General features: G+C 70.1%; 23 protein-coding genes and 2 pseudogenes. 20 read left to right on the top strand and 5 right to left on the bottom strand.

Annotated features, from left to right (window positions below):
- Positions 1–69: 69 nt before the first annotated feature.
- The 8 genes from J5X75_RS35930 to J5X75_RS35965 all read left to right on the top strand — a co-directional run bounded on the left by J5X75_RS35930 (position 70) and on the right by J5X75_RS35965 (position 6,459).
- On the top strand, positions 70–303 hold the full coding sequence (locus J5X75_RS35930; protein ID WP_208468230.1) for a hypothetical protein: 234 nt from the start codon (positions 70–72) through the stop codon (positions 301–303).
- A gap of 65 nt (positions 304–368) precedes the next feature.
- Positions 369–1,886: a depupylase/deamidase Dop gene (gene dop, locus J5X75_RS35935; protein ID WP_372450890.1), complete on the top strand. Its 1,518-nt coding sequence runs from the start codon at positions 369–371 to the stop codon at positions 1,884–1,886.
- 100 nt (positions 1,887–1,986) lie between these two features.
- Complete coding sequence (locus J5X75_RS35940) at positions 1,987–2,202, top strand: ubiquitin-like protein Pup (protein WP_106320381.1); 216 nt, start codon at positions 1,987–1,989, stop codon at positions 2,200–2,202.
- 143 nt (positions 2,203–2,345) lie between these two features.
- Positions 2,346–3,185, top strand: coding sequence for a proteasome subunit beta (gene prcB / locus J5X75_RS35945; protein WP_208468229.1), 840 nt, complete (start codon positions 2,346–2,348; stop codon positions 3,183–3,185).
- Positions 3,186–3,219: 34 nt separating this feature from the next.
- The gene (prcA, locus tag J5X75_RS35950; protein WP_208468228.1) at positions 3,220–4,017 is read left to right on the top strand and encodes a proteasome subunit alpha; all 798 of its coding nucleotides are present in this window, start codon (positions 3,220–3,222) and stop codon (positions 4,015–4,017) included.
- Between the two features lie 109 nt (positions 4,018–4,126).
- Entirely contained in the window at positions 4,127–5,485 is a 1,359-nt protein-coding gene (gene pafA / locus J5X75_RS35955; protein WP_208468227.1) for a Pup--protein ligase, read from the top strand.
- A 26-nt stretch (positions 5,486–5,511) separates the two neighbouring features.
- Entirely contained in the window at positions 5,512–5,712 is a 201-nt protein-coding gene (locus J5X75_RS35960; protein WP_238488132.1) for a hypothetical protein, read from the top strand.
- A gap of 96 nt (positions 5,713–5,808) precedes the next feature.
- Entirely contained in the window at positions 5,809–6,459 is a 651-nt protein-coding gene (locus J5X75_RS35965) for an O-methyltransferase (RefSeq protein ID WP_208468226.1), read from the top strand.
- Between the two features lie 36 nt (positions 6,460–6,495).
- Here the strand turns inward: J5X75_RS35965 and J5X75_RS35970 are convergent, their stop codons facing one another.
- Entirely contained in the window at positions 6,496–7,578 is a 1,083-nt protein-coding gene (locus tag J5X75_RS35970) for a DUF3866 family protein (protein ID WP_208468225.1), read from the bottom strand.
- Between the two features lie 76 nt (positions 7,579–7,654).
- On the opposite strand from J5X75_RS35970, the gene J5X75_RS35975 reads away from it, so the two are divergent.
- The 7 genes from J5X75_RS35975 (at position 7,655) to J5X75_RS36005 (ending at position 12,520) form a co-directional block, all read left to right on the top strand.
- Positions 7,655–8,644 carry a helix-turn-helix transcriptional regulator gene (locus tag J5X75_RS35975; RefSeq protein ID WP_208468224.1) on the top strand — a complete coding sequence of 330 codons (990 nt, stop codon included), beginning with the start codon at positions 7,655–7,657 and terminating at the stop codon, positions 8,642–8,644.
- The gene (locus tag J5X75_RS35980) at positions 8,641–9,627 is read left to right on the top strand and encodes a helix-turn-helix transcriptional regulator (protein WP_208468223.1); all 987 of its coding nucleotides are present in this window, start codon (positions 8,641–8,643) and stop codon (positions 9,625–9,627) included. The genes J5X75_RS35975 and J5X75_RS35980 overlap by 4 nt, the downstream gene beginning before the upstream one ends.
- 15 nt (positions 9,628–9,642) lie before the next feature.
- Complete coding sequence (locus J5X75_RS35985; RefSeq protein ID WP_208468268.1) at positions 9,643–9,888, top strand: hypothetical protein; 246 nt, start codon at positions 9,643–9,645, stop codon at positions 9,886–9,888.
- Positions 9,889–10,016: 128 nt separating this feature from the next.
- Positions 10,017–10,319 carry a Sec-independent protein translocase subunit TatA gene (gene tatA / locus J5X75_RS35990; RefSeq protein ID WP_208468222.1) on the top strand — a complete coding sequence of 101 codons (303 nt, stop codon included), beginning with the start codon at positions 10,017–10,019 and terminating at the stop codon, positions 10,317–10,319.
- Between the two features lie 9 nt (positions 10,320–10,328).
- Positions 10,329–11,282, top strand: a complete 954-nt coding sequence (gene tatC / locus J5X75_RS35995) for a twin-arginine translocase subunit TatC (RefSeq protein WP_208468221.1) — start codon at positions 10,329–10,331, stop codon at positions 11,280–11,282.
- Between the two features lie 84 nt (positions 11,283–11,366).
- A complete protein-coding gene (locus J5X75_RS36000) occupies positions 11,367–12,296 on the top strand; it encodes a diacylglycerol/lipid kinase family protein (protein WP_372450889.1) in 930 nt (309 codons plus the stop codon).
- 41 nt (positions 12,297–12,337) lie between these two features.
- Entirely contained in the window at positions 12,338–12,520 is a 183-nt protein-coding gene (locus J5X75_RS36005; protein WP_208468219.1) for a hypothetical protein, read from the top strand.
- Here the strand turns inward: J5X75_RS36005 and J5X75_RS36010 are convergent.
- The gene (locus J5X75_RS36010; protein ID WP_307798110.1) at positions 12,511–13,254 is read right to left on the bottom strand and encodes an HAD family hydrolase; all 744 of its coding nucleotides are present in this window, start codon (positions 13,252–13,254) and stop codon (positions 12,511–12,513) included. The genes J5X75_RS36005 and J5X75_RS36010 overlap by 10 nt on opposite strands.
- A gap of 78 nt (positions 13,255–13,332) precedes the next feature.
- Between J5X75_RS36010 and J5X75_RS36015 the strand changes: the two genes are divergently transcribed.
- The 3 genes from J5X75_RS36015 to J5X75_RS36025 all read left to right on the top strand — a co-directional run bounded on the left by J5X75_RS36015 (position 13,333) and on the right by J5X75_RS36025 (position 17,347).
- A complete protein-coding gene (locus J5X75_RS36015; RefSeq protein ID WP_208468218.1) occupies positions 13,333–16,089 on the top strand; it encodes a DEAD/DEAH box helicase in 2,757 nt (918 codons plus the stop codon).
- Positions 16,090–16,187: 98 nt separating this feature from the next.
- Entirely contained in the window at positions 16,188–17,018 is an 831-nt protein-coding gene (locus J5X75_RS36020; protein WP_208468217.1) for an ATP-binding protein, read from the top strand.
- A complete protein-coding gene (locus J5X75_RS36025) occupies positions 17,015–17,347 on the top strand; it encodes an STAS domain-containing protein (RefSeq protein ID WP_208468216.1) in 333 nt (110 codons plus the stop codon). Before J5X75_RS36020 ends, J5X75_RS36025 begins: the two co-directional genes overlap by 4 nt.
- Before the next feature lie 9 nt (positions 17,348–17,356).
- Here the strand turns inward: J5X75_RS36025 and J5X75_RS36030 are convergent, their stop codons facing one another.
- Both J5X75_RS36030 and J5X75_RS36035 read right to left on the bottom strand, forming a co-directional pair.
- The gene (locus J5X75_RS36030; protein ID WP_208468215.1) at positions 17,357–18,139 is read right to left on the bottom strand and encodes a hypothetical protein; all 783 of its coding nucleotides are present in this window, start codon (positions 18,137–18,139) and stop codon (positions 17,357–17,359) included.
- 145 nt (positions 18,140–18,284) lie between these two features.
- On the bottom strand, positions 18,285–18,800 hold the full coding sequence (locus J5X75_RS36035) for a hypothetical protein (protein WP_208468214.1): 516 nt from the start codon (positions 18,798–18,800) through the stop codon (positions 18,285–18,287).
- Between the two features lie 1,352 nt (positions 18,801–20,152).
- Here J5X75_RS36035 and J5X75_RS45710 point away from each other — a divergent pair.
- Both J5X75_RS45710 and J5X75_RS45715 read left to right on the top strand, forming a co-directional pair.
- A pseudogene (locus J5X75_RS45710) lies at positions 20,153–20,812 on the top strand (IS630 family transposase); the annotation flags it as partial.
- A 3-nt stretch (positions 20,813–20,815) separates the two neighbouring features.
- Complete coding sequence (locus J5X75_RS45715; RefSeq protein WP_274383559.1) at positions 20,816–20,944, top strand: hypothetical protein; 129 nt, start codon at positions 20,816–20,818, stop codon at positions 20,942–20,944.
- Between the two features lie 32 nt (positions 20,945–20,976).
- On the opposite strand, the pseudogene J5X75_RS46480 reads toward J5X75_RS45715, so the two are convergent.
- Positions 20,977–21,547, bottom strand: a pseudogene (locus J5X75_RS46480) (transposase family protein); the annotation flags it as partial.

Here is a 21,547-nt window from a genome sequence, read left to right on the forward strand (position 1 = left end):
ACAGTCGCCCGGCCCGGCTACGCGCTGAGCGAACAGCGCCCGCCGGCGTGGCCCGGCCCGGTCGGTTATTTGCGCTATCTGCTTTATGTCCCGGTCCTCGCGGCGGCCGTCCACGCCGCCGGCCGGCCGCTGATCGGCGCGCCGCTGCTCACGGCGGGTGCCCTCGGCACGGCCTGGGCAGGTCACCGGTACGTGGAGCGTCCGGCCCGATCGCCCGCCCGCCGGCTCCCGATGATCAACATCGCCACGCAAGGTGCCGACGCGCGCACGGGCAGCTTCGGAAAGCGCCATGAGAGCGTCTAGGCTCGATGCATGAGCAGGCTTGGCCTCGTGGCGGACAGCGCGGTCCTAAAGAACAGGGTGGTCGCATGAGCGTTCGACGGATTATGGGCACCGAGGTGGAGTACGGGATCTCGGTGCCCGGTCAGCCCGGCGCCAATCCGATGGTCACGTCGTCCCAGGTGGTCAACGCCTACGGCGCCCGCCCCGAGCTCAACCGCAACGGCCGCGCGCGCTGGGACTACGAGGAGGAGTCCCCGCTGCGTGACGCGCGGGGCTTCACCTACTCCGGCGCCGCCTACGACCCGGCGGAGGCACTCGCCGACGAGGACCTCGGCCTGGCCAACGTGATACTGACCAACGGCGCGCGGCTCTACGTCGACCACGCCCACCCGGAGTACAGCACGCCCGAGGTGACCAACCCGCTCGACATCGTGAAGTGGGACAAGGCGGGCGAGCGGGTGATGGCCGAGGCGTCGCGGCGGGCCGCCACCATCCCGGGCGCCCACCGGATCCAGCTCTACAAGAACAACACCGACAACAAGGGCGCGTCGTACGGCGCCCACGAGAACTACCTGATGCGCCGGCAGACCGCGTTCGCCGACATCGTCGCCCACCTCACCCCGTTCTTCGTGACCCGGCAGATCTACTGTGGCGCCGGGCGCGTCGGCATCGGGCAGGACGGCAGCGGCTCCGGCTTCCAGATCTCCTCCCGCGCCGACTTCTTCGAGGTCGAGGTGGGTCTGGAGACGACCTTGAAGCGGCCCATCATCAACACCCGGGACGAGCCGCACGCCGACGCCGACAAGTACCGCCGGCTGCACGTGATCATCGGCGACGCCAACCTCTCCGAGATCGCCACCTACCTCAAGGTCGGCACCACCGCCCTGGTGCTGAACATGATCGAGGAGAAGGTGTTCACCGGCGAGCTGGGCATCGCCGACCCGGTCTCCGAGCTCAAGGCGGTCAGCCACGACCCGGCGCTGGGGCATCTGATGCGGCTGCGCGACGGCCGCCGGCTCACCGCACTGGACCTCCAGTGGGCCTACTACGAGCGCGCCCGCCAGTTCGTCGACGACCGGTACGGCCAGGACGCCGACGAGCAGACCCTCGACGTCCTGGACCGCTGGGAGGACGTGCTGGACAAGCTCGGCCGCGACCCGATGCTGCTGTCCGACACCCTCGACTGGGTGGCCAAGCTGCGGCTGCTGGAGGGCTACCGGGAGCGGGAGAACCTCGGCTGGTCCTCGCCGAAGCTCCAGCTCGTCGACCTGCAGTATTCGGACGTGCGCCCGGAGAAGGGCCTCTACCACCGCCTGGTGGCCCGCGGGTCGATGAAGACCCTGTTGGACCCCGACGACACGCAGCGCGCCATGTACGAGCCGCCGGAGGACACCCGGGCCTACTTCCGGGGCCGCTGCCTGGCGCAGTACGCCTCCGAGGTGGTCGCCGCCAGCTGGGACTCGGTCATCTTCGATGTGGGCCGGGAATCGCTGGTCCGGGTGCCCATGATGGAGCCGGAGCGGGGCACCAAGAAGCACGTCGGCCAGCTCTTCGACACGTGTGAGAGCGCCAAGGATCTGCTCGAGGTGATCACGAGCCGGTAATAAAACACCCGTTCCGGCGGGACTTTTCGTCATAGGCGCGAGGTAGGTTTTTCCCAACCCGATGGTGCAGGACTTCGGGTGGCTTCAGAAGGGGGCATCCATGGCAACCCGAGACACAGGTGGTCAGTCGCAGAGCGGGAAGGGCCGCAGCGACCAGGAGATCGAGGACGTCACCGTCGAGGCCAATCCCGAGGTCGCCGAGCGGCACGCGGAGATCACCGAGGACGTCGACGACCTGCTGGACGAGATCGACTCCGTCCTGGAGGAGAACGCCGAGGAGTTCGTGAGGGGATACGTCCAAAAGGGCGGTCAGTGACCGTTTTGTCCGCTTGTAAGTGACCGGACGTCGCCGTTTCGGCGGCGTCCGGCATTTCCTCAAGACATGTCGATGGCGTTGATCGCAACCGCTCGCTTCGGCGGGATATTGTGCTTCAACTGCACGTACCTGAAAGGAACCACGTGGCGACGGGCTTTGATCCATCCGGGCGTCTACCGGATTTCTTCACCAGCACTTCGACGTCCTCCTTCACGCAGTTCCTGAGCCAGGCCGCCCCGGAGCTGCTACCGGGCCGGCGGCCGCTTCCCCCGGGCCTGTCCGCGGACATCGCGCCGCACGGCACCACGATCGTCGCGATCGCGACGGCCGACGGTGTGGTGATGGCCGGTGACCGCCGGGCCACCATGGGCAACCTCATCGCCAGCCGGGACATCAAGAAGGTGCACCCGGCCGACGCCTACTCGCTGATCGGCATCGCCGGGACGGCCGGGATCGGCATCGAGCTGATCCGCCTGTTCCAGGTGGAGCTCGAGCACTACGAGAAGATCGAGGGCGCCATGCTCTCGCTCGACGGTAAGGCGAACCGTCTGGCGGCCATGGTGCGCGGCAACCTCGGCGCGGCGATGCAGGGCCTGGCCGTGGTGCCGCTCTTCGCGGGCTTCGACCTGTCCCCGTCCGACCCGGCGCGGGCCGGGCGGATCTTCAGCTTCGACGTGGCCGGCGGCCTCTACGAGGAGACCGGCTACGAGGCGATCGGCTCCGGCTCGCTGTTCGCGAAGTCGGCGCTGAAGAAGCGCTACCGGGCCGGGCTGAGCACCGACGACGCGATCAACCTGGCGGTCGAGGCGCTGTACGACGCGGCCGACGACGACACCGCGACCGGCGGGCCGGACGTGACCCGCAAGATCTACCCGGTGGTGATGACCGCGACGGCGTCCGGCACCCACCGCCTCAGCGACGAAGAGATCACCACGGTGGCCGAGCGGGTCGTCGCGGGCCGTATGGAGAACCCGGGCGGCTGACCCGCGCTTTTCGAGAAAGAGGAGGTAGCCACCCGTGGCAATGCAGTTCTACGCGTCGCCCGAGCAGGTCCAGCGGGACCGCTCGGAGTACGCCCGCAAGGGCATCGCCCGCGGCCGGTCGGCCGTGGTGCTCACCTACGAGGGCGGCATCCTGCTGGTCGCCGAGAACATCACCACCCTCCGCAAGATCAGCGAGATCTACGACAAGATCGCGTTCGCCGCGGTGGGGCGGTACAACGAGTTCGAGGCGCTCCGGCGGGGCGGCGTCCGGATGGCCGACATGGTCGGTCTGAGCTACGACCGGCGTGACGTGACGGCGCGGGCGCTCGCCAACACGTACACGCAGACCCTCGGCGCGATCTTCTCGGAGACGCAGAAGCCGTACGAGGTGGAGATCTGCGTGGCGCAGGTCGGCGCCTCACCGGAGTCCGACGAGCTGTACCGGATCACCTACGACGGCTCGGTCATGGACGAGCCCGGCTTCATGGCGATGGGCGGCCAGGCCGAGGCGATCGGCAACGTGCTGCGCGAGCGGCACGACGCGACGGCCGAGCTGACCGTGGCCCTGGCCCTGGCCGCCGAGGCGCTCGGCAGCGTCGGCGGGGAGAACGGCCAGGCCCGCACCCTGACGCCGAAGCAGCTCGAGGTCGCGGTCCTGGACCGGCGGCGGCCGGGCCGGGCGTTCCGGCGGATCACCGGGGCGGCGCTGACCACCCTGCTCGAGCACGAGCCGGTTCCGGAGGCGGAGCTGGGCGACGTCGACGCGGCGCCGCCCGCGCCGGCCGAAGGCAAGCCGACCGAGTCGGCCGCGTCGGAGGACACCGAGAAGTAGCGGTCGGTTCGCACGATCGCGGGGCGTGGTCGCCTGGACCACGCCCCGCTGTCATGAAAGGGCCCGTTGTGGGTGCCGCTGAACCGGTCCTTACCGGTAGTGTTTCGTCATGGAACGGCGAATTTTCGGCCTCGAGACCGAGTACGGAGTCACGTGCACCTACCGGGGGCAGCGGCGGCTGTCTCCGGACGAGGTGGCCCGCTACCTGTTCCGCCGAGTGGTGTCCTGGGGACGCAGCAGCAACGTGTTCCTCCGTAACGGCGCACGCCTCTACCTCGATGTCGGTTCCCACCCTGAGTACGCGACCCCCGAATGCGACTCCGTCACCGACCTGGTCGCCCACGACCGGGCCGGCGAGCGGATCCTCGAAGGCCTGCTCGTCGACGCGGAGAAGCGTCTGCACGACGAGGGCATCGCGGGGGAGATCTACCTCTTCAAGAACAACACCGACTCCGCCGGCAACTCGTACGGCTGCCACGAGAACTACCTGGTCAGCCGGCACGGCGAGTTCGGCCGGCTGGCCGACGTGCTCATCCCGTTCCTGGTGACCCGCCAGCTCATCTGCGGCGCCGGCAAGGTGCTCCAGACCCCGCGCGGCGCGGTGTTCTGCCTCTCCCAGCGCGCCGAGCACATCTGGGAGGGCGTCTCCAGCGCCACCACCCGCTCCCGGCCGATCATCAACACCCGCGACGAGCCGCACGCGGACGCCGAACGCTACCGCCGCCTGCACGTGATCGTCGGCGACTCGAACATGAACGAGGTCACCACGCTGCTCAAGGTGGGCAGCGCCGACATCGTGCTGCGCATGATCGAGGCCGGCGTGGTGATGCGCGACCTGACCCTGGAGAACCCGATCCGGGCCATCCGCGAGGTCAGCCACGACATCACCGGCCGCCGCAAGATCCGCCTGGCGAACAACAAGGAGGTCTCCGCGCTGGAGATCCAGCAGGAGTATCTGGCGAAGGCCACCGAGTTCGTCGAGCGCCGCGGCGGCGACCCGGTCGCCAAGCGGGTCGTCGAGCTGTGGGGCCGCGTCCTCGCCGCGATCGAGAGCGGCGACCTCGACCCGGTCTCCCGCGAGATCGACTGGGTCTCCAAGTACAAGCTGATCGAGCGCTACCAGGCCAAGCACGAGATCCCGATGTCACACCCGCGGATCGCCCAGCTCGACCTGGCCTACCACGACGTGCGCCGGGGCCGCGGCCTCTACGCGCTCATGGAGAAGCGCAAACAGGTCGACCGGATCGCCAACGACCTGCAGATCTTCGAGGCCAAGGAGACGCCCCCGCAGACCACGCGGGCGCGCCTGCGCGGCGAGTTCATCAAGCACGCCCAGGAGAAGCGGCGCGACTTCACCGTCGACTGGGTGCACCTCAAGCTCAACGACCAGGCGCAGCGCACGGTCCTCTGCAAGGACCCGTTCCGCGCCTACGACGAGCGGGTGGAGCGGCTGATCGCCAGCATGTGATCACGGCGGGCTAGGCTGGCCGGGTCATGACGATGCCCGGCCAGCCCGAACCACCCGAGCGCTCCGAGCACGAGGTGCGCTCCCGCCGGCACGAACGCCGCCGCGAGAAGATCTACCGCGACATCCAGCGCGCCCGTGCCGGCAACCATCGCATCCCCACGTGGGTGCTGGCCGCCGTCCTCGGCCTCATTCTGGCCGGCTGGGCCTACCTGATCATCACGTCCTGAGACCCCGAAGATCAAAATCGGGCTGTCGTGGCATCGAAGGAATCCTTTGCCGGACGGGGCAGCGGAGCCGTGCGGTGGTGCGGCAGGCTGGGCGGTATGAGTGACATCGTCGATCCCGCCGTCAACGACTACCTTCTCACCCACTGCACGCCCGCCGACGCGGTGCTGCGTGACCTGGCCGCCGAGACCTGGTCGAAGCTCGAACCGGAGGCGGCCGGGATGCAGATCTCGCATGACGAGGGCGCCCTGCTCACCATGCTGGTCCGGCTCACCGGGGTGGACTACGCGGTCGAGGTCGGCACCTTCACCGGCTACTCGTCGATCTGTATCGCCCGGGGGCTGCGGCCGGGCGGCCGGTTGCTGGCGTGCGACGTCTCCGAGGAGTGGACGTCGGTGGCGCGCGACTACTGGGAGCGTGCCGGGCTGACCGACCGGATCGAGCTGCGGATCGCCCCGGCGATCGAGACGCTGCGCGCTCTCGCCCCGGACCCGGTGATCGACTTCGGGTTCGTGGACGCCGACAAGACCGGCTACCCGGACTACTACGCCGAGCTGGTGCCCCGGCTGCGGCCCGGCGGTCTGCTGGTCTTCGACAACGTGCTCCGCGGCGGCGGGGTGCTGAACCCGGCGAACGACGCGGACCGGGTGGTGGCCGCCCTCAACGATCTGATCGTCGCCGATGACCGGGTCGAGTCGGTGATGCTGCCGGTCCGCGACGGGGTGACCCTGATCCGCAAACGGGACTGACCGCAGGGGCGGCGACCGGGTCGAGGTGGCGGCCGGTCAGGCCAGCAGCGCCGCCGCGTGCCGGCCCGCGGCCGCGGCCGCGAGGAAGTAGCCGTGGTCCTGGTCCAGCTTGCGGCCCATCGTGGAGAGCGGGACCGGGGCGGCCCGCAGCGCCGCGTCCAGGCCGCCGGTGGCGACGCGGACCAGGCGGTGCCGCCCGCTCAGCGGGGCGAGCGCGGCATCGACCAGGGCGGCCAGCTCGGGCTCCAGGCCGTCCGGCACCGGCAGGTCGGCGGGGACGAGGGCGACCTTCCCGTACGCCGTGAGGCTGTGATGCGACACGCCACGGTGCCGCTCGCGACCGTCGCCGTCGGAGATCCGCAGGGAGCCGACCGGCCGCCCGCCCAGCACCGCGACCGCGTTGACCGCCTCGCCCAGGGCCACCCCGGAGAAGCCCCAGGTGGTGCCGGTGCCCAGGTTGCCCGGCCCCTGGGCGACGATGGTCACGTCGGCGTGCAGCACGTGCCGGGCGGCGAGCAGCCCGGTGTGCACGGTGCTCGCCTCCAGGTCGCCGCCGAACGCCTGCCCCGTGGTGACCGTCCCGGCCAGATGGCCGCGCAGCCCGTCGAGAGTGCGGGAGAACCAGGCCGGCAGCGCCCCGCCGTCGGTCATCAGGTAGGCCACCCGGGCGTCCGGCCGGTCGGCGTGGACCCCGGCCAGGATCGCCGGCAGCGCCGAGTGCAGGTCGGCGGTGACCACCGGCATCCCGTCGATCGACTCGGCGGCGGCCAGCACCTCCCGGTACGGCGACGCCTCCTCGTCCACGCCCAGCCGGATCGCCTGCAACGGGGTGTAGCGGGCCTTTACGAGGTGTCCGTTGTCGCGGGTGGCGCCGTCGCCGGCCGGATCCGCGGGCAGCCGGTCGGGAAGGGCGACGACCAGCGCGTACCCTCCGGTGCCGAGGCCCATCACCAGCGCGCCGACGTTGAGCAGCACCCGGTCGCCGGGCTCCGGGCTGCCGACCAGGTCGGGGTAGGCGAGGGCACGCAGCGGGCCGTCGCCGGTGCTCACCTCCAGCTCGACGGCCCCGTGCCAGCTGCGCCGCACCGCCTGGACCGTCCCGGACCGCCATCGCACCATGCGGCGAACCCTACAAGGTGCGCCGGGCAGTGACGCCTGACAGTCCCGCGACCGGGTGCTGCTAGCGTTGCCACTCGTGTCGCGCACTCGTACCGAGCGCCTGGTGAATCTGGTCATCTGCCTCCTGTCGACGCGGCGGTTCCTGACCGCCGCGCAGATCGCCCTGACCGTGCCCGGTTACGAGCACGACCCGTCGGACCCACGCGACCACGAGGCGTTCCAGCGCAAGTTCGAACGGGACAAGGCCGAGCTGCGTGAGCTGGGCGTGCCCCTGGAGACCGGTACGGCGAGCATCTTCGACCAGGAGCCCGGCTACCGGATCGCCCAGCGGGAGTACGCGCTGCCCGACATCCTTCTCGAACCGGACGAGGCGGCCGCCGTCGGCATCGCGGCCCGCCTGTGGCAGCACGCCGGACTGGCCGCCGCCGCCTCGTCCGGGCTGGCCAAGCTGCGGGCCGCCGGCGTCGAGGTGGACCCGCAGGCGACCCTCGGCGTGGAGCCGGTGGTGACCGTCGACCCGTCGTTCGGGCCGCTCACCTCGGCCGCCCGGGAGCGCCGCGCGGTCACCTTCAAGTACCGGGTGCCCGAGGTCGACGATCCCAGCACCCGCCGCCTGGAGCCGTGGGGCGTGGTCTGCTGGCGCGGCCGGTGGTACGTGGTGGGCCACGACCGCGACCGGGCCGCCACCCGCTGTTTTCGCCTGTCCCGCATCGTCGGCGAGGTCAAGGCCACCGGCCGCCCGGGCGCCTTCGAGCCGCCCGTCGGCGCGGACCTGATCAGCCACGTGGCCCGCTCGTCCGGGCCGATCGCGCGCAACGGCCGGGCCACCGTGACGGTCCGCCCCGGCCGGGCCGCCGGGCTGCGCCGGATGGCCGCCGAGGTGACCCCGGGACCGGACGGCGACCGGCTGACCATCAGCTACGGCGACGTGGACTGGCTGGCCTCGCGGATCGCCGGGTACGGTCCGGACGCCCGCGCCGACGGCCCGCCCGAGCTGCGCGACGCCGTCATCCAGCACCTCAAAGAGATGATCACCCGGCACGAGACCCCGGCGGTGCCGGCATGAGCGCGCGGACGCCCTCCGCGGACCGGCTCGGGCGGCTGCTGAACCTGGTGCCGTACCTGCTGGCCCGGCCCGGGATCCTGATCTCCGAGGCGGCCGCCGACCTGGCCGTCACCGACAAGCAGCTGCGCGAGGACCTGGAGCTGCTCTGGGTGTGCGGGCTGCCCGGCTACGGCCCCGGCGACCTGATCGACATGGCGATCGACGGCGACCACGTGACGATCAGCCACGACGCCGGCATGGACAAGCCGCTGCGGCTCAACCCGGACGAGGCCCTCGCCCTGGTGGTGGCGTTGCGGATGCTCGCCGAGACGCCCGGCATCGGCACCCGGGACGCGATCGAGCGGGCCCTCGCCAAGATCGAGAACGCGGCCGGTGACCTGGCGGACGCCCCGGTGGCCGTCAAGCTGCCGGCGAACCAGGAGCGGCTCGCCAAGGTCCGGGCCGCGGTCGCCTCCGGCAACGCGCTGCGGCTCACCTACTACACCCCGTCGCGGGACGAGACCACCGATCGGGTGGTCGACCCGATGCGGATGCTGATGGTCGGCGGCTTCAACTACCTGGAGGCGTGGTGCCGCCGGGCCGAGGCGACCCGGCTGTTCCGGATCGACCGGATCGACGCGTTCACCGAGCTGGACGAGCCGTCCGCGCCGCCGGTCGGCGCGGTGCCGCACGACGTCACCGGCGGCGTCTTCCACCCCGGCCCGGAGCTGCCGCTGGTCACCCTGCGGGTGGGCCGCGGCGGGCGCTGGATCACCGAGTACTACCCGGTCGAGCAGGTCGTCCGGGAGGGCCCGGAGTGGCTGGTCACGATGCGGGTCACCGACCTCGGCTGGGCGCAGCGGTTCCTGGCCGGGCAGGGCCGTGACGTCACCGTGGTGGGCCCGCCCGAGCTGCTGGAACGGATCCGTGCCCAGGCCGCGACCGCCCTCGACCAGTACGCCGCGCCGCACGGCCTCGCGGCGGACCGGCCGGCGGCCGGATAGGGTGGCCGCGTGCTGATGTGGGTCTGGATCGCCGTGGTGGCGGTCGCGCTGATCGTCATGATCGTCGCCGGGACGAGACTGCTCGGGCGGCTGAGGGTCCTGGAGCGCGCGGCCCGGCGGCTGCAGCACCGCCAGGAGCAGGCGCTCGCCCTGCAGGCCAAGGCCGAGGTGATGCAGGAGACGATGCTCGCCGTGCAGGGGCGGGCCGAGCGGGCGCAGGAGACGGTGGAGCAGATCAAAGCCGGTCTCGGCCGCCGGTAGGCAGTTCCCGGCCCGTTGTCCGGACCTTCCGAAGATCATAAGAAACCGGAAGGATGCGGAGGGCAACATCCCGGGGATCCACACGTACGATGGACCCCGCAACCTGATCCGACCGACTGGAGTCTCCCATGGGCGCCCTCAAGCCATGGCACATCATTGTTCTCGTTGTTGTGCTGATCCTGCTCTTCGGCGCGAAGCGACTGCCGGATGCGGCGCGGTCCCTCGGCCGTTCGCTGCGGATCATCAAGGCGGAAACCAAGGGCCTCGTCGACGACGACAACAACGTCGCGGAGAAGGCTGAGCCGCAGCATAGCCGCACCCCGCTCCAGGGCGAGGTGCAGCAGCCGTACCAGCAGCAGGGTTACCAGCAGCCGCAGCAGCCGCCCGCCCAGCCGTACGTGGACCCGGTGCAGCGCACCAATGACCGCTGACCCGGGCCGATGGCACTGAGCCTTCGGAAGAACAAGGGACCCAGCAAGTTCCAGCAGGCCGCCGACGGCTCCATGACGCTCATCGAGCACGTCCGCGAGCTGCGTAACAGGCTCTTCATCGCGTCATTGGGGATCGTCGCCGGCCTGATCGTCGGCTTTGTCATCTCGCAGGACGTCTTTGCGATCCTCAAGGCACCGTACTGTGATCTGCCGAGCTCGGCGGACGCGACCGGTAGCTGCGAGTTCATCAGCCTCGCGGTGACCGACCAGCTGATGTTGCGCCTGAAGATCGCACTGTGGGTGGGTCTGATCGTTGGTGCGCCGGTCTGGCTCTATCAACTCTGGGCATTCGTCGCGCCCGGTTTGCACCGTCATGAGCGCAGGTGGGCGTATGTGTTCGTTGCGCTGGCCACGCCGCTGTTCCTCGCCGGTGCGACGCTCGCCTACTTCGTGATCGGTCACAGCCTCTCCTTCATCATGGAGGCCGGTGTGATCGGCGAGCCGACGAAACTGGAGGTCACCTCCTACGTCGGCTTCGTGATGAACATGCTGCTGCTGTTCGGCGCGGCGTTCGAGTTTCCGCTCCTGCTGCTTATGCTGAACTTCACCGGCGTGGTCAGCGCACGGCGGCTGCTGAGCTGGTGGCGGACGGTGGTCTTCCTGGCGTTCGTGTTCGCGGCAATCGCCACCCCTGACCCGGGCCCGTTCGGCATGACCCTCCTCGCGGCCTGCATCTCGGTGCTGTACTTCATCGCCGTCGGGGTTGCGTTCCTGAACGACAAGCGAAAGGGCCGCGGCAAGGAGATCTACGCCGGGCTCGACGACGACACGATCTCCCCGCTCGCCGAGGAGCGGGTGCCGGTCGGCGCGTCCGACCCGGTCGAGGCACCCACCGCCATCGACGCGCCGGCGCCGGTGGAGAAGCCGATGCCGATCGAACGCCGCTTCGACGACATGACCTGAGCCGGATCACTCCGCGGTGATCTCCCGCCGCCCGCGACGACCAGGATCGCGGGCGCCGGGGAATCACCCACCCCCGCACCGGCGGTGATCGCGATCGGGGGTACCTTCGCGGCTGTGACGAGCGACTTCATCGCGGTGCTGGCCAACCCCTCGGCGGGGCGGGGCCGGCACCGCGGTCTGCTTCCGGGGGTGTTGCAGGCCCTCGGGGCGGCCGGGCACACGGTCCGGCTCCTGGACGCCGGCAGCAGTGCCGAGGCCGAGCTGGCCTGCCACCGGGCGGTCGAGGACGGGGCCGCGGCCGTGGTGGCGGTCGGTGGCGACGGCACGGTGCACCGGGCCCTGCAGGCGGTCGCCGGGCAGCCGGTGGGCTTCGGGGTGGTGCCGGCCGGGACGGGCAACGATTTCGCGGGCGCGGTGGGCGTACCCCATGATCCGCTGAAGGCCGCGGAGGCGATCGCCGAGGCTCTCCGTGATCAGCGGGACCACCGGTTCGATCTGGCCCGGACCCGCGACGCCCGGGGTGAGCGGCGATGGTTCTGCGCGGTCCTGGCCGGCGGGTTCGACGCGCTGGTCAACGAGCGCGCCAACCGGATGCGCCGGCCGTCCGGACCGCGCCGCTACGACCTGGCGATCGTGCTGGAGCTGGCCCGGCTGCGGGCCCGTGACTACACGGTGACCATCGACGGCGCCGTCCATCATCTGCGGGGCGAGATCGTGGCGGTGGGCAACTGTCCCAGCTACGGCGGCGGGCTGCGGATCGTGCCGGACGCCGACCCGGCGGACGGCCTGCTCGACGTCATCTTCGCGACCACGCTCGGCCGCGCGGCGATCACGCGGCTGAAGCCGCGCCTGCGCAACGGCACCCACGTCACCGATCCGCGGATCACCGTGCTGCGGGCGCGCGAGGTGCGGATCGAGGCGGAGGGCATCATCGGGTACGCCGACGGCGAGCGTCTCGGCCCCCTGCCGGTCGAGGTGAGCTGTGTGCCGGGTGCGGTCCGGTTGCTCCGTTGACCCGGGGGTCAGATCTCGCCGGGCGCGCCGAACCGTAGGGCATGACGAACTCGATCGGCAGCAGCGTCCCGTCGGTGGCCACCCGCGCGGCCTCGCTGTTCGGCGGCGCCAGGGAGACGCTCAAGGCGATCGCCGAGGCGGCGGTCCCGTCGCCGGACGAGACGCCGGCCGCGGACGCGGTGAAGAAGGGCCGTCAGGGGACCGTCCTGGACTGTTACGCCTGACCGGCCAGCGCCAGTGACAGCACCGCGGACAGGCCGTTCGGCCGGCCCGGGTCGGCGGCGGGCAGCACCAGCGCGGCCAGTCCCGCGTCGACGGCGCCCGCGTCGGCCGGGGTGTCGCCGACCATGAGCGCCCGCTCCGGGTCGACGCCGAGCAGGCCGCACGCCCGGTAGAAGATCATCGGGTCGGGCTTGATCCGCCCGATCTCGTAACTGAGCGCGTAACCGTCGACGAACCCGTCCAGCCCCCAGGCGGCGAACAGCGGCCGGATGTCGAAGGCGATGTTGCTGACCACCGCCACCTTCACCCCGGCCTCGTGGAGTTTGCGCAGCGTCGGTTCGGTCTCCGGGTACGGCAGCCAGCCCTCCGGCAGCAGCAGCCGCTCGTAGAGGGCGTCCGCGAGCCCCGCCACGTCGGTGTGGACGGTCGCGGCCAGGCCGGTGTAGGCGGCGCGGTGACTGTGCGGGTACAGGTCCCGGTCGGCCCAGTGCTCGGCCAGGTGCGGCGGCACCCGGTGCGGCAGCGGTCCGCCGGCCCGCCCGGCGGTCGTCAGACGGTCGGCCAGGACCGTCGCCCTACCCCGGTCCAGTTCGGTCCCGCACGCGGCGGCCGCGGCGATCACCCAGGTCAGCGGGTCCTCCACCTGGGCGAGTGTGCCGTGGAAGTCGAAGAGCACGGCCTCGACGGGCCGCACCGGACGGTTTGGAGGATTCGAGGCAAGCGGCACGCCGTGCACCTTACCGACCGGTCCCGGTGGCCCTCGCGGCCCTATACCGTGCTGCGAATTGTCGTACGCACGAACTAGCCTTGGGTCATGACTAGTCCCGCCGAGAAGTACGCGGCATCCAGACGGCGGGCGGCGCGGGTCGCCACCTATCCGGCCCTCGAGGATTTCATGCTCGACGTCGGCTTCGACCTGGACGATTTCCAGCGCGAGGCCTGCCAGGTGCTGGAGCGTGGCAGCGGGGTCCTGGTCTGCGCTCCGACCGGCGCCGGCAAGACCGTGGTCGGCGAGTTCGCGGTGCACCTGGCGCTGCGCTCGGGGGAGCGCAAGTGCTTCTACACCACGCCGATCAAGGCGCTGTCCAATCAGAAATACCACGATCTCGTGGCCCGCTACGGCGCCGACAAGGTCGGCCTGCTGACCGGCGACAACGCGATCAACGGGGACGCCCCGGTGGTGGTGATGACCACCGAGGTGCTGCGCAACATGCTCTACGCCGGCTCCGACCAGCTGCGCAATCTGGCCTATGTGGTGATGGACGAGGTGCACTACCTCGCCGACCGGTTCCGGGGCGCGGTCTGGGAAGAGGTGATCATCCACCTCCCGGCGTCGGTCACCCTGGTCTCGCTGTCCGCGACGGTCAGCAACTACGAGGAGTTCGCCGACTGGCTGGTCACCGTCCGCGGGCAGACCGAGGTGGTGGTCAGCGAGCACCGGCCGGTGCCGCTCTGGCAGCACATGCTGGTCGGCCGGCGGATGTTCGACCTGTTCCACGACGCCGACGCGGCCCGCAAGCACGACGTCCATCCCGAGCTGCTGCGCTACACCCGGGAGATGGACCGGCGCATGGAGCTGACCGACCGCGCCGGCGGGTGGGCCGGGCGGGGCGGCCGGGCCCGCCGCTGGCAGCCCCCGCCGCGGCCCGAGGTGGTCGACCGCCTGGAGCGGGCCGGGCTGCTGCCGGCGATCCTGTTCATCTTCAGCCGGGCCGGCTGTGACGCGGCGGTCAAGCAGTGCCTCGACGCCGGGCTGCGGCTCACCGACCCGGAGGAGCGGGCCGAGATCCGCCGGATCGTGTCGGCCAAGGTGGCCGCCATCCCGTCCGAGGACCTGTCGGTCCTGGGCTACTGGGAGTGGCTCGACGGCCTGGAGCGCGGCGTCGCCGCCCACCACGCCGGCATGCTTCCCGCCTTCAAGGAGGCGGTCGAGGAGTGCTTCGTCAAGGGCCTGGTCAAGGCGGTGTTCGCCACCGAGACGCTGGCGCTGGGCATCAACATGCCGGCCCGCTGCGTGGTGCTGGAGCGCCTGGTCAAGTTCAACGGCGAGGCGCACGTCGACCTCACCCCCGGTGAGTACACGCAGTTGACCGGCCGGGCCGGGCGCCGCGGCATCGACGTCGAGGGCCACGCCGTGGTGCTGTGGAGCCCCGACGTGGACCCGCGTCACGTGGCCGGGCTCGCCTCCACGCGGACCTATCCGTTGCGGTCGTCGTTCCGGCCGTCGTACAACATGGCGGTCAACCTGGTCGGCTCGGTCGGCGCGGAGAAGTCCCGGGAGCTGCTGGAGTCGTCGTTCGCCCAGTTCCAGGCGGACCGGTCGGTGGTCGGCCTGGCCCGGCAGGTGCAGCGCAACGTCGAGACGATGGAGACGTATGCCGAGGACGCCGCCTGCCACCACGGCGACTTCGACGAGTATTTCGGGATCCGGGTGGCCATCGCCGACCGGGAGAAGTCGCTGTCGCGCCAGGGCGTCCAGCAGCGCCGGTCGGCGGCCGTCGACTCACTGGAGCGGCTGCGGACCGGCGACGTGATCCGGGTGCCGCAGGGCCGCCGGGCCGGGCTGGCCGTGGTCGTCGAGCCGGCGACCGGTGGGTTCGGGGAGCCGCGGCCGCTGGTGCTCACCCAGGACCGGTGGGCCGGCCGGGTCAGCCCCGGCGACTTCGGCGGGCAGGTCGAGGTGCTGGCCCGGGTGCGGGTGCCGAAGAACTTCAACCACCGCTCGCCGGGCGCCCGCCGGGATCTGGCCGCCCAGGTCAGCGCCACCGGCCTGGACCGGCATCCGGACCGTCGCCGGAGCGGCCGCAGCCGCGCCAACCCGGGGGAGGACGCCGAGATCGCGCTGCTCAAGACGAGGATGCGGCAGCACCCCTGCCACTCCTGCCCGGAGCGGGAGGAGCACGCCCGCTGGGCCGAGCGGCGGCACCGTCTGCACCGTGACACCGAGACGTTGCGGGCCAAGGTGGCCGGGCGCACCGGCTCGCTCGCCCGGACGTTCGACCAGGTGTGCGCGGTCCTGACCGCCCGCGGCTACCTCTCGTCCGACGGCGAGGTGACCGAGGCCGGCCGGATGCTCGGCCGGATCTGGTCGGAGGCCGACCTGCTGGTCGCCGAGTGCCTGCGCCAGGACGTGTGGGAGGGTCTGGCCCCCGAGGAGCTGGCCGCCGCCGTGTCGATGGTGCTCTACGAGTCGCGCCGGGAGGGCGAGGACCGCGCCTCGGTGCCGAAGGGCCCGGTCAGCGGCGCCGTCGACGCCTGCGCCAAGCTGTGGGGCGAGATCGCGGCCGACGAGTCGGAGCACGGCCTGTCGCTGACCCGCGAGCCCGACGCCGGCTTCGTCTGGCCGATGTACCGCTGGGCCCGTGGCGAGCCGCTGGCCCGGGTGCTGGCCAGCGGCCACTACGACGCCGACATGCCGGCCGGCGATTTCGTCCGGTGGGCCCGCCAGGTGCTCGACCTGCTCGGCCAGCTGAAGGACGCGTCCGCCGCCACGCCGAGCGTGAAGGAGACGGCCCGCAAGGCGATCAAGGCGGTCAACCGGGGGGTGCTGGCTCTGCAGAGCGCCCTGTAGATCGTGGCGGATGGTGAATCACCGTTGACGCTATCTCCCGGATAATCCAAGAATTGCGGCGGCGGCATCGATGTCGCTGATTTCCGGGAGAAGAGGGTATGAGCGCGGGTTCACCGCACCTGATCGGGTGGTCCGGCGATGCGGTGGCGGATTCGGTGCTGGCCGTCATCGACGCGGACACCGCGGTCATCGAGCTGTCCGTGTGGGGCGGCTGGGACCGGCGACGGTCGGTGCAAGCCCGTACGGTGCTGGACAAATGCCTGGCCGAGCACCCGACCGGGGTGATCGTGGACCTGCACCGGCTGCGTGACCCGCACGCGGTGAGCGCGCCGCTGTGGCTGACCGCGTGCGCCCAGGGGGCCGCCCTGCAACCGCCGGTCGCGGTCGCCGTCTGCGTGCCGGCGAACGCGCCGGTGGCCCGGCGGCTGCGGCGTCTCGGCGCCCGGGACTGGCTGGTGCTGTACGCGACCGTGTCGCAGGCCCGGGCCGCGCTGGCCGGCCGCAACGCGCTGCCGGACCGGCTGCACCTGGCGCTGCCCCCGGACCCGGCGGCCGCGATGCAGGCCCGGTCACTGGTCTCCGACGCCTGCGCCGGCTGGGGCCTGGGCCACCTGTGCGAACGGGCCCGCCTGGTGATCTCCGAGCTGGTGGTGAACGCGGCCGAGCACGCCGGCACCGACATCGAGGTGGTGGTGTCGTCGCGCGGCTCCGGGCCGGCGGCCGCGCTGCACCTGGCCGTCTACGACGGTGACCTGGTGCTGCCCCGGGTCTGTGATCCGGTGCCCGGCCCGCTCGGCCCGTCGCTGGTCGACCGGGGCCTGGGGCTGCGGATCGTCGGGTCGGCGGCGTCGGCGTGGGGCGCCCTGCCGGCCCGCGGCGGCAAGCTGGTCTGGGCGATCATCCGGGCCCGTCCGGAGGCGCCGTCGTGACCGGCACACGGATCGCCGGCAGCCGGGAGGGCGACCGTCTGCTGATCACCCTCCAGGGCAGCCTGGACGCCATGTCGGTGGAGGCGTTGCAGACCCAGCTCTACGACCTGACCCAGGTGCACGACCTGATCGGTCTCGGCGACCCGGTCCGGCAGATCCACATCGACGTGGCCGGCGTGGACTTCTGCGACGCGGCCGGGTTGCGGATGCTGGTGGCGGCCCGCCGGGTGGCGGAGGCCCGGCAGGCGACCTGCCACCTGCACGATCCGCAGCCGCACCTGCGGTGGCTGTTGCGCGCCACCCGGGCCGCCGACCTCTTCGACATGTGACCCCGGCCGTTACTTCTTGTCGTAGTAGAAGTCCCAGGCCTCGCCGTAGTTGGACGGCTTCTTCACCCCGGAGGGCTTGCCGTGGCCGCTGAGCCGGGTGGTCATCTTCAGCGCGCCGTCGCTGTCGCGCAGCGTCACACCGATGGAGGTGACCCAGCCGGCCGCGTCGGTGGTCGCGGTGAACTGGGCGTTGCCGCCGAACCAGACCGAGATGGCCGGGGTGCCGACCGGCAGGAAGCCGTCGTTGAACTTGTCGCCCTCGATGTCGAGGGTGCCGGCGTACGCGTTCGGCCCGGTGCTGCGGACCTGGTCGACCGACGAGGTGAACCGGGACAGGCCGGTCGGGTCGGTCATGTCGAACCAGTACAGTGAGTCCTTCTTGATCCGCTTCAGGTCCAGGTGCACCCAGGTCTCGTTGCTCTTCTCCCGCGAGTACAGGTCGGTGCCGACCACGATCCGCTGGCTCTGCTCGGTCTCCTTACCGGTGATCTTGTACTTGACGCTGAGGCGTTTCGCCTTCGGGTCGAAGGTGCCGGAGCCGGCGACCTTCTGCTTGTCCGGCACGTCACCGGTCACGCTGAACCGGTAGGTGCTCGCGCGTGACTTCTCCAGCGCGGCGAGCAACTGGTCCCGGGCCGGGGCGCCGGACGGGCTCGGCGCGGCGGCCGCCGAGGTGGACTCGGTGCCCGGCGTGGACGCGGGCGCGGCCGACCGCGAGGTGGCCGGCGTGGTGCACCCGGCGGCCAGCGCGACGGTGGCGAGAGCGAGCAGGGCAGGGCGAGATGGCGACATTTAGTTCCCCCATGGATCGACGCATCGGAAACCCTATGTGATCGCGCGACCCGTATAGGTACAGTCCAGCGCGGGGTGCGGTCAAGGTCACGCCCGGGCGCCCAGCGCTCTCTGGTCTCTAGTTTCTTCATAATGGAGGCAAGTTTCAGGCGGCGCGGGGCAGGCGGGCGTGGTCGCAGTCGTCGACGTTGCGGGTGATGGTGACCAGTGCGGCGCGTAGGTCCGGTGGGGCTTGGAATTGGTCGGCGCTGGTGAGTGGGACCAGGAGCCGGTTGTAGACCTTGGTGTAGAAGATCGCGATGCGGATGCCGTCCGGGGTGAGGGTGTAGCGGTTGTTGTCGGCACGGGCCTTGGCCTGCAGGTCGTCCAGCTTGGGTAGCCGGGCGTGGCAGCCCAGGTCGCGGGGTGTGTTGACGACGGTCTCGATGCGCAGGGCGCGGCCGTCTTTGAGGTATTGCTTGATCCGGGAGTGTTTGTAGAAGACGTTGAGCAGCACGCCGCCGTTGTCGCGGCGGTCGATGGCGGTGCGGAAGGTGCCGCGGGTGTCGCGGCGGACCTTGCGGCCGAAGATGATTTCGACGTTGTGCGGGCGGCCGAGGTCGAGGTTGTCGACGATGAGGGCTTCGAAGAAGCCGCGGCCGTGCCGAGGTGCGTCGAACACGATGGTGCTGGACGACTCCCGCCGAAGCCCTCGACGAACATCTACGATCTCTTAACAGGCCGATGTTGCGACGACCAGTTGAATCTGAGCAATACACCAGCGCCCAGCGAGCCCGCCTCGCCAAGCGGCACGGCGTGCGGCTGAGCGTACGGCGGGTCGTCGACCGGCGCGGCGGCCCCGACGGCGTCCTGGTCGTCGACGCAGTGGCCGAGCACATGATCCACTGGACCGCGGTTGCTGGAATGCTCGAGTGCCTCAGCTGCGGCGGACCCGCCAACGCCAAGCTGCTACATAACCGAGTGCCACGAAGCTCACAAATAGATACATTGACGGCTATTTGGTCTTCCGCTAGGCTGCGTTCGCGCGTTAAAGCGTGCAGAATGGATATCTCGACCTAAAGGAGAGATGTGAGGAAGACCGCAATGGGCGCCGTTACGGCTGCAACTGGCCTTGCTTTGAGCGCTTTGACGCTAGCCTGGGGCACACCCGCATACGCCCACGACGTCAGAGAGTACGGCCCAAAGTTCTGCGGGGCGGCCGGTTTGACCGACTGCGGCTACGGGCAGGTTCGAGACAGTCATCAAATCATTGATGCATGCGATACCGTTGCTGACGGTTATGGCTATAGCGTCAACTATTGGCTTCGCTCGGGAGCCTCGGGGCGGGTTGGAGACTCCAATGGTGCATCGGCCGGTTGTGGCATCCAGCGGGTAGGAAGCGCCGCTAACCCGATTGTGGAATTCCAGGTATGTTCTACCGGGCGAACCTGCTACGCAAGAAGAAGCGCCTAACTCCTTCAGGTAAGCCGCGGTCGTTTATTCAAGTAGGGTACGGTTCGAAATGGCTCCAGTAAGGCTCATTTTTTGACTACCCTGATGCGAGTGTTTGATCTGGCAGCATGCAGCTAGTGCTAATCTCAGCGATAGGGCAGAGGTCGCGAGGCTCGCGAGCTGCATCTACGGTGTCCAGCGCCGATGCTCTTCGTGATGCGACTATGGGCTTATCAGAGGCTATAAGGATCCGCAAAGCTTAGAAAATGAGATGACTCGACCATAATCCCGTCGGGAAGTTGCAGAAGTTTAAATGCGTCACAGGCTAGGGAAACGGCCCCGGTGCTAGCGGAAGCGCTGAACGGGGCCGGTTCTCATTGTGACTAACTGCGGCAGCCGCCGTTCGTGATGTAGCTTCGGATCCGCCGGAATAGGTGCGGCCACCGCATGATCGTCTGCGCGTTGTGGATACAACATCAGAGGGCATTCAATTTGTACTTGATCTACTAGTACGTACCTCTCTGGGTAAGTGTTGTTTCGTCCGCTATTCGGCGGCTGATATTCGCCCATCTCAATGTCGATCTGACCGCCCTCGCCAGGGTCAAAGCCGGCCGCGATCCGCAGCCCACCGCTGCCGTAATCGATACGCAGAGCGTGAAGACATTCACCAACCCGCCGACTGCGACGCAAGGAACCGACGCCACCAAAAAGATCGTCGGCCGTAAGCGCAGCGTAGTCACAGACACGCTGGGCTTCCTGCTGGTAGTCATCGTCGTGGCCGCATCCGTGACCGAGAACCGCGCCGGCATCCAGGCACTGGACCAGCCCTTCGCCGACGAGTCCGGCATGACGCTGAGACCAGCCTGGGCCCGCACCTGGGCCCGGCGAGGCACCACCCCGATCGTCAAGGTCGCCGGCCGCGGCGGCCGCAAACTCTCCTTCGCCGGAATCGTCGCCTATCGCACCGGACAACGGCCGCGCATCATCTACCGCGCCATGGTCCACCGAGGACGTAAAGGCGAACCGAAAGGCTTCGGCGAAGACCACTTCGCCGACCTGTTCGACACCGCCCACCAGCAACTACGCGGCCCGATCGTGCTGCTCTGGGACGGACTGCCCGCCCATAAGTCCGCCAAGATGCGCGCCCTCATCGCCGCCCGACCCTGACTGCGCGTCTACCGGCTGCCCGGCTACGCCCCCGAACTCAACCCGGTCGAGAACATGTGGTCCAGCCTCAAACGCGGCATGACCAACCTCGCCCCCGGCGGCATCGACGACCTACTCCGCATCACCAAGAACCGTCTCAAACGCATGCAGTACCGGCCCACCCTCGCCTTCGGATTCCTCACCACCAGCGGACTGGCACCACCCTGACCCTGACCTCAAAAGCTCAGTAGAAGATGGGTTCATAACCACCTGTTGATCGCGGCGATCTGCACGGTGGCCAGGTAGCGCACGGCTAGCTTGTCGAACCGGGTGGCTACGGCCCGATGCTGTTTGAGCAGGCTGATGCCCCGTTCGACAGCGTTACGCAACCGGTAGTCGGCGGGGTCGAAGGCCGGTGGGCGACCACCGGCCGAGCCCTTCTTACGCCGGTTCGCGGCCTGGTCCGGGGCCGCCCGGACCCGAGCCGGGGCACCCGGATGCCTTCCAACACCGCCACGAACTGCGGGCTGTCGCCCCACTGGCCGGCCGTTACCAGCAACGACATCGGCCGGCAGCCCTGCTCACAGGACAGATGCAACTTCGTGGTGAACCCGCCCCGCGACCGGCCCAACGCGTGATCGTCCGGCTCGGCCGGTCCGACACCACCCGGCGGCTGCACCTGCGATCCGCTGTCACGCCGGGCGCCGGCGGCGTGCTGATGCGCCCGGGCGGTGGTCGAGTCGACGCTGACATCCCAGGTGATCAGCCCGGCCGCATCGGCGAGAGCTTGCAGCCCGGTGAGGATCTGCGCCCACACCCCGGCCCGCTGCC

Origin of the sequence: Actinoplanes flavus (assembly GCF_017592555.1) — a bacterium.
GTDB lineage: Bacteria > Actinomycetota > Actinomycetes > Mycobacteriales > Micromonosporaceae > Actinoplanes > Actinoplanes flavus.

Coding starts and splice junctions, on each gene's coding strand:
- tatA (WP_208468222.1), top strand. CDS start 10,017: ATGGGCGCCCTCAAGCCATGGCACATCATTGTTCTCGTTGTTGTGCTG.
- J5X75_RS35960 (WP_238488132.1), top strand. CDS start 5,512: ATGACGATGCCCGGCCAGCCCGAACCACCCGAGCGCTCCGAGCACGAG.
- pafA (WP_208468227.1), top strand. CDS start 4,127: ATGGAACGGCGAATTTTCGGCCTCGAGACCGAGTACGGAGTCACGTGC.
- dop (WP_372450890.1), top strand. CDS start 369: ATGAGCGTTCGACGGATTATGGGCACCGAGGTGGAGTACGGGATCTCG.
- J5X75_RS36020 (WP_208468217.1), top strand. CDS start 16,188: ATGAGCGCGGGTTCACCGCACCTGATCGGGTGGTCCGGCGATGCGGTG.
- J5X75_RS36015 (WP_208468218.1), top strand. CDS start 13,333: ATGACTAGTCCCGCCGAGAAGTACGCGGCATCCAGACGGCGGGCGGCG.
- J5X75_RS35965 (WP_208468226.1), top strand. CDS start 5,809: ATGAGTGACATCGTCGATCCCGCCGTCAACGACTACCTTCTCACCCAC.
- J5X75_RS35940 (WP_106320381.1), top strand. CDS start 1,987: ATGGCAACCCGAGACACAGGTGGTCAGTCGCAGAGCGGGAAGGGCCGC.
- J5X75_RS35970 (WP_208468225.1), bottom strand. CDS start 7,578: ATGGTGCGATGGCGGTCCGGGACGGTCCAGGCGGTGCGGCGCAGCTGG.
- tatC (WP_208468221.1), top strand. CDS start 10,329: ATGGCACTGAGCCTTCGGAAGAACAAGGGACCCAGCAAGTTCCAGCAG.
- J5X75_RS36030 (WP_208468215.1), bottom strand. CDS start 18,139: ATGTCGCCATCTCGCCCTGCCCTGCTCGCTCTCGCCACCGTCGCGCTG.
- J5X75_RS35985 (WP_208468268.1), top strand. CDS start 9,643: ATGTGGGTCTGGATCGCCGTGGTGGCGGTCGCGCTGATCGTCATGATC.
- J5X75_RS45715 (WP_274383559.1), top strand. CDS start 20,816: ATGACCAACCTCGCCCCCGGCGGCATCGACGACCTACTCCGCATCACC.
- J5X75_RS35980 (WP_208468223.1), top strand. CDS start 8,641: ATGAGCGCGCGGACGCCCTCCGCGGACCGGCTCGGGCGGCTGCTGAAC.
- J5X75_RS36005 (WP_208468219.1), top strand. CDS start 12,338: ATGACGAACTCGATCGGCAGCAGCGTCCCGTCGGTGGCCACCCGCGCG.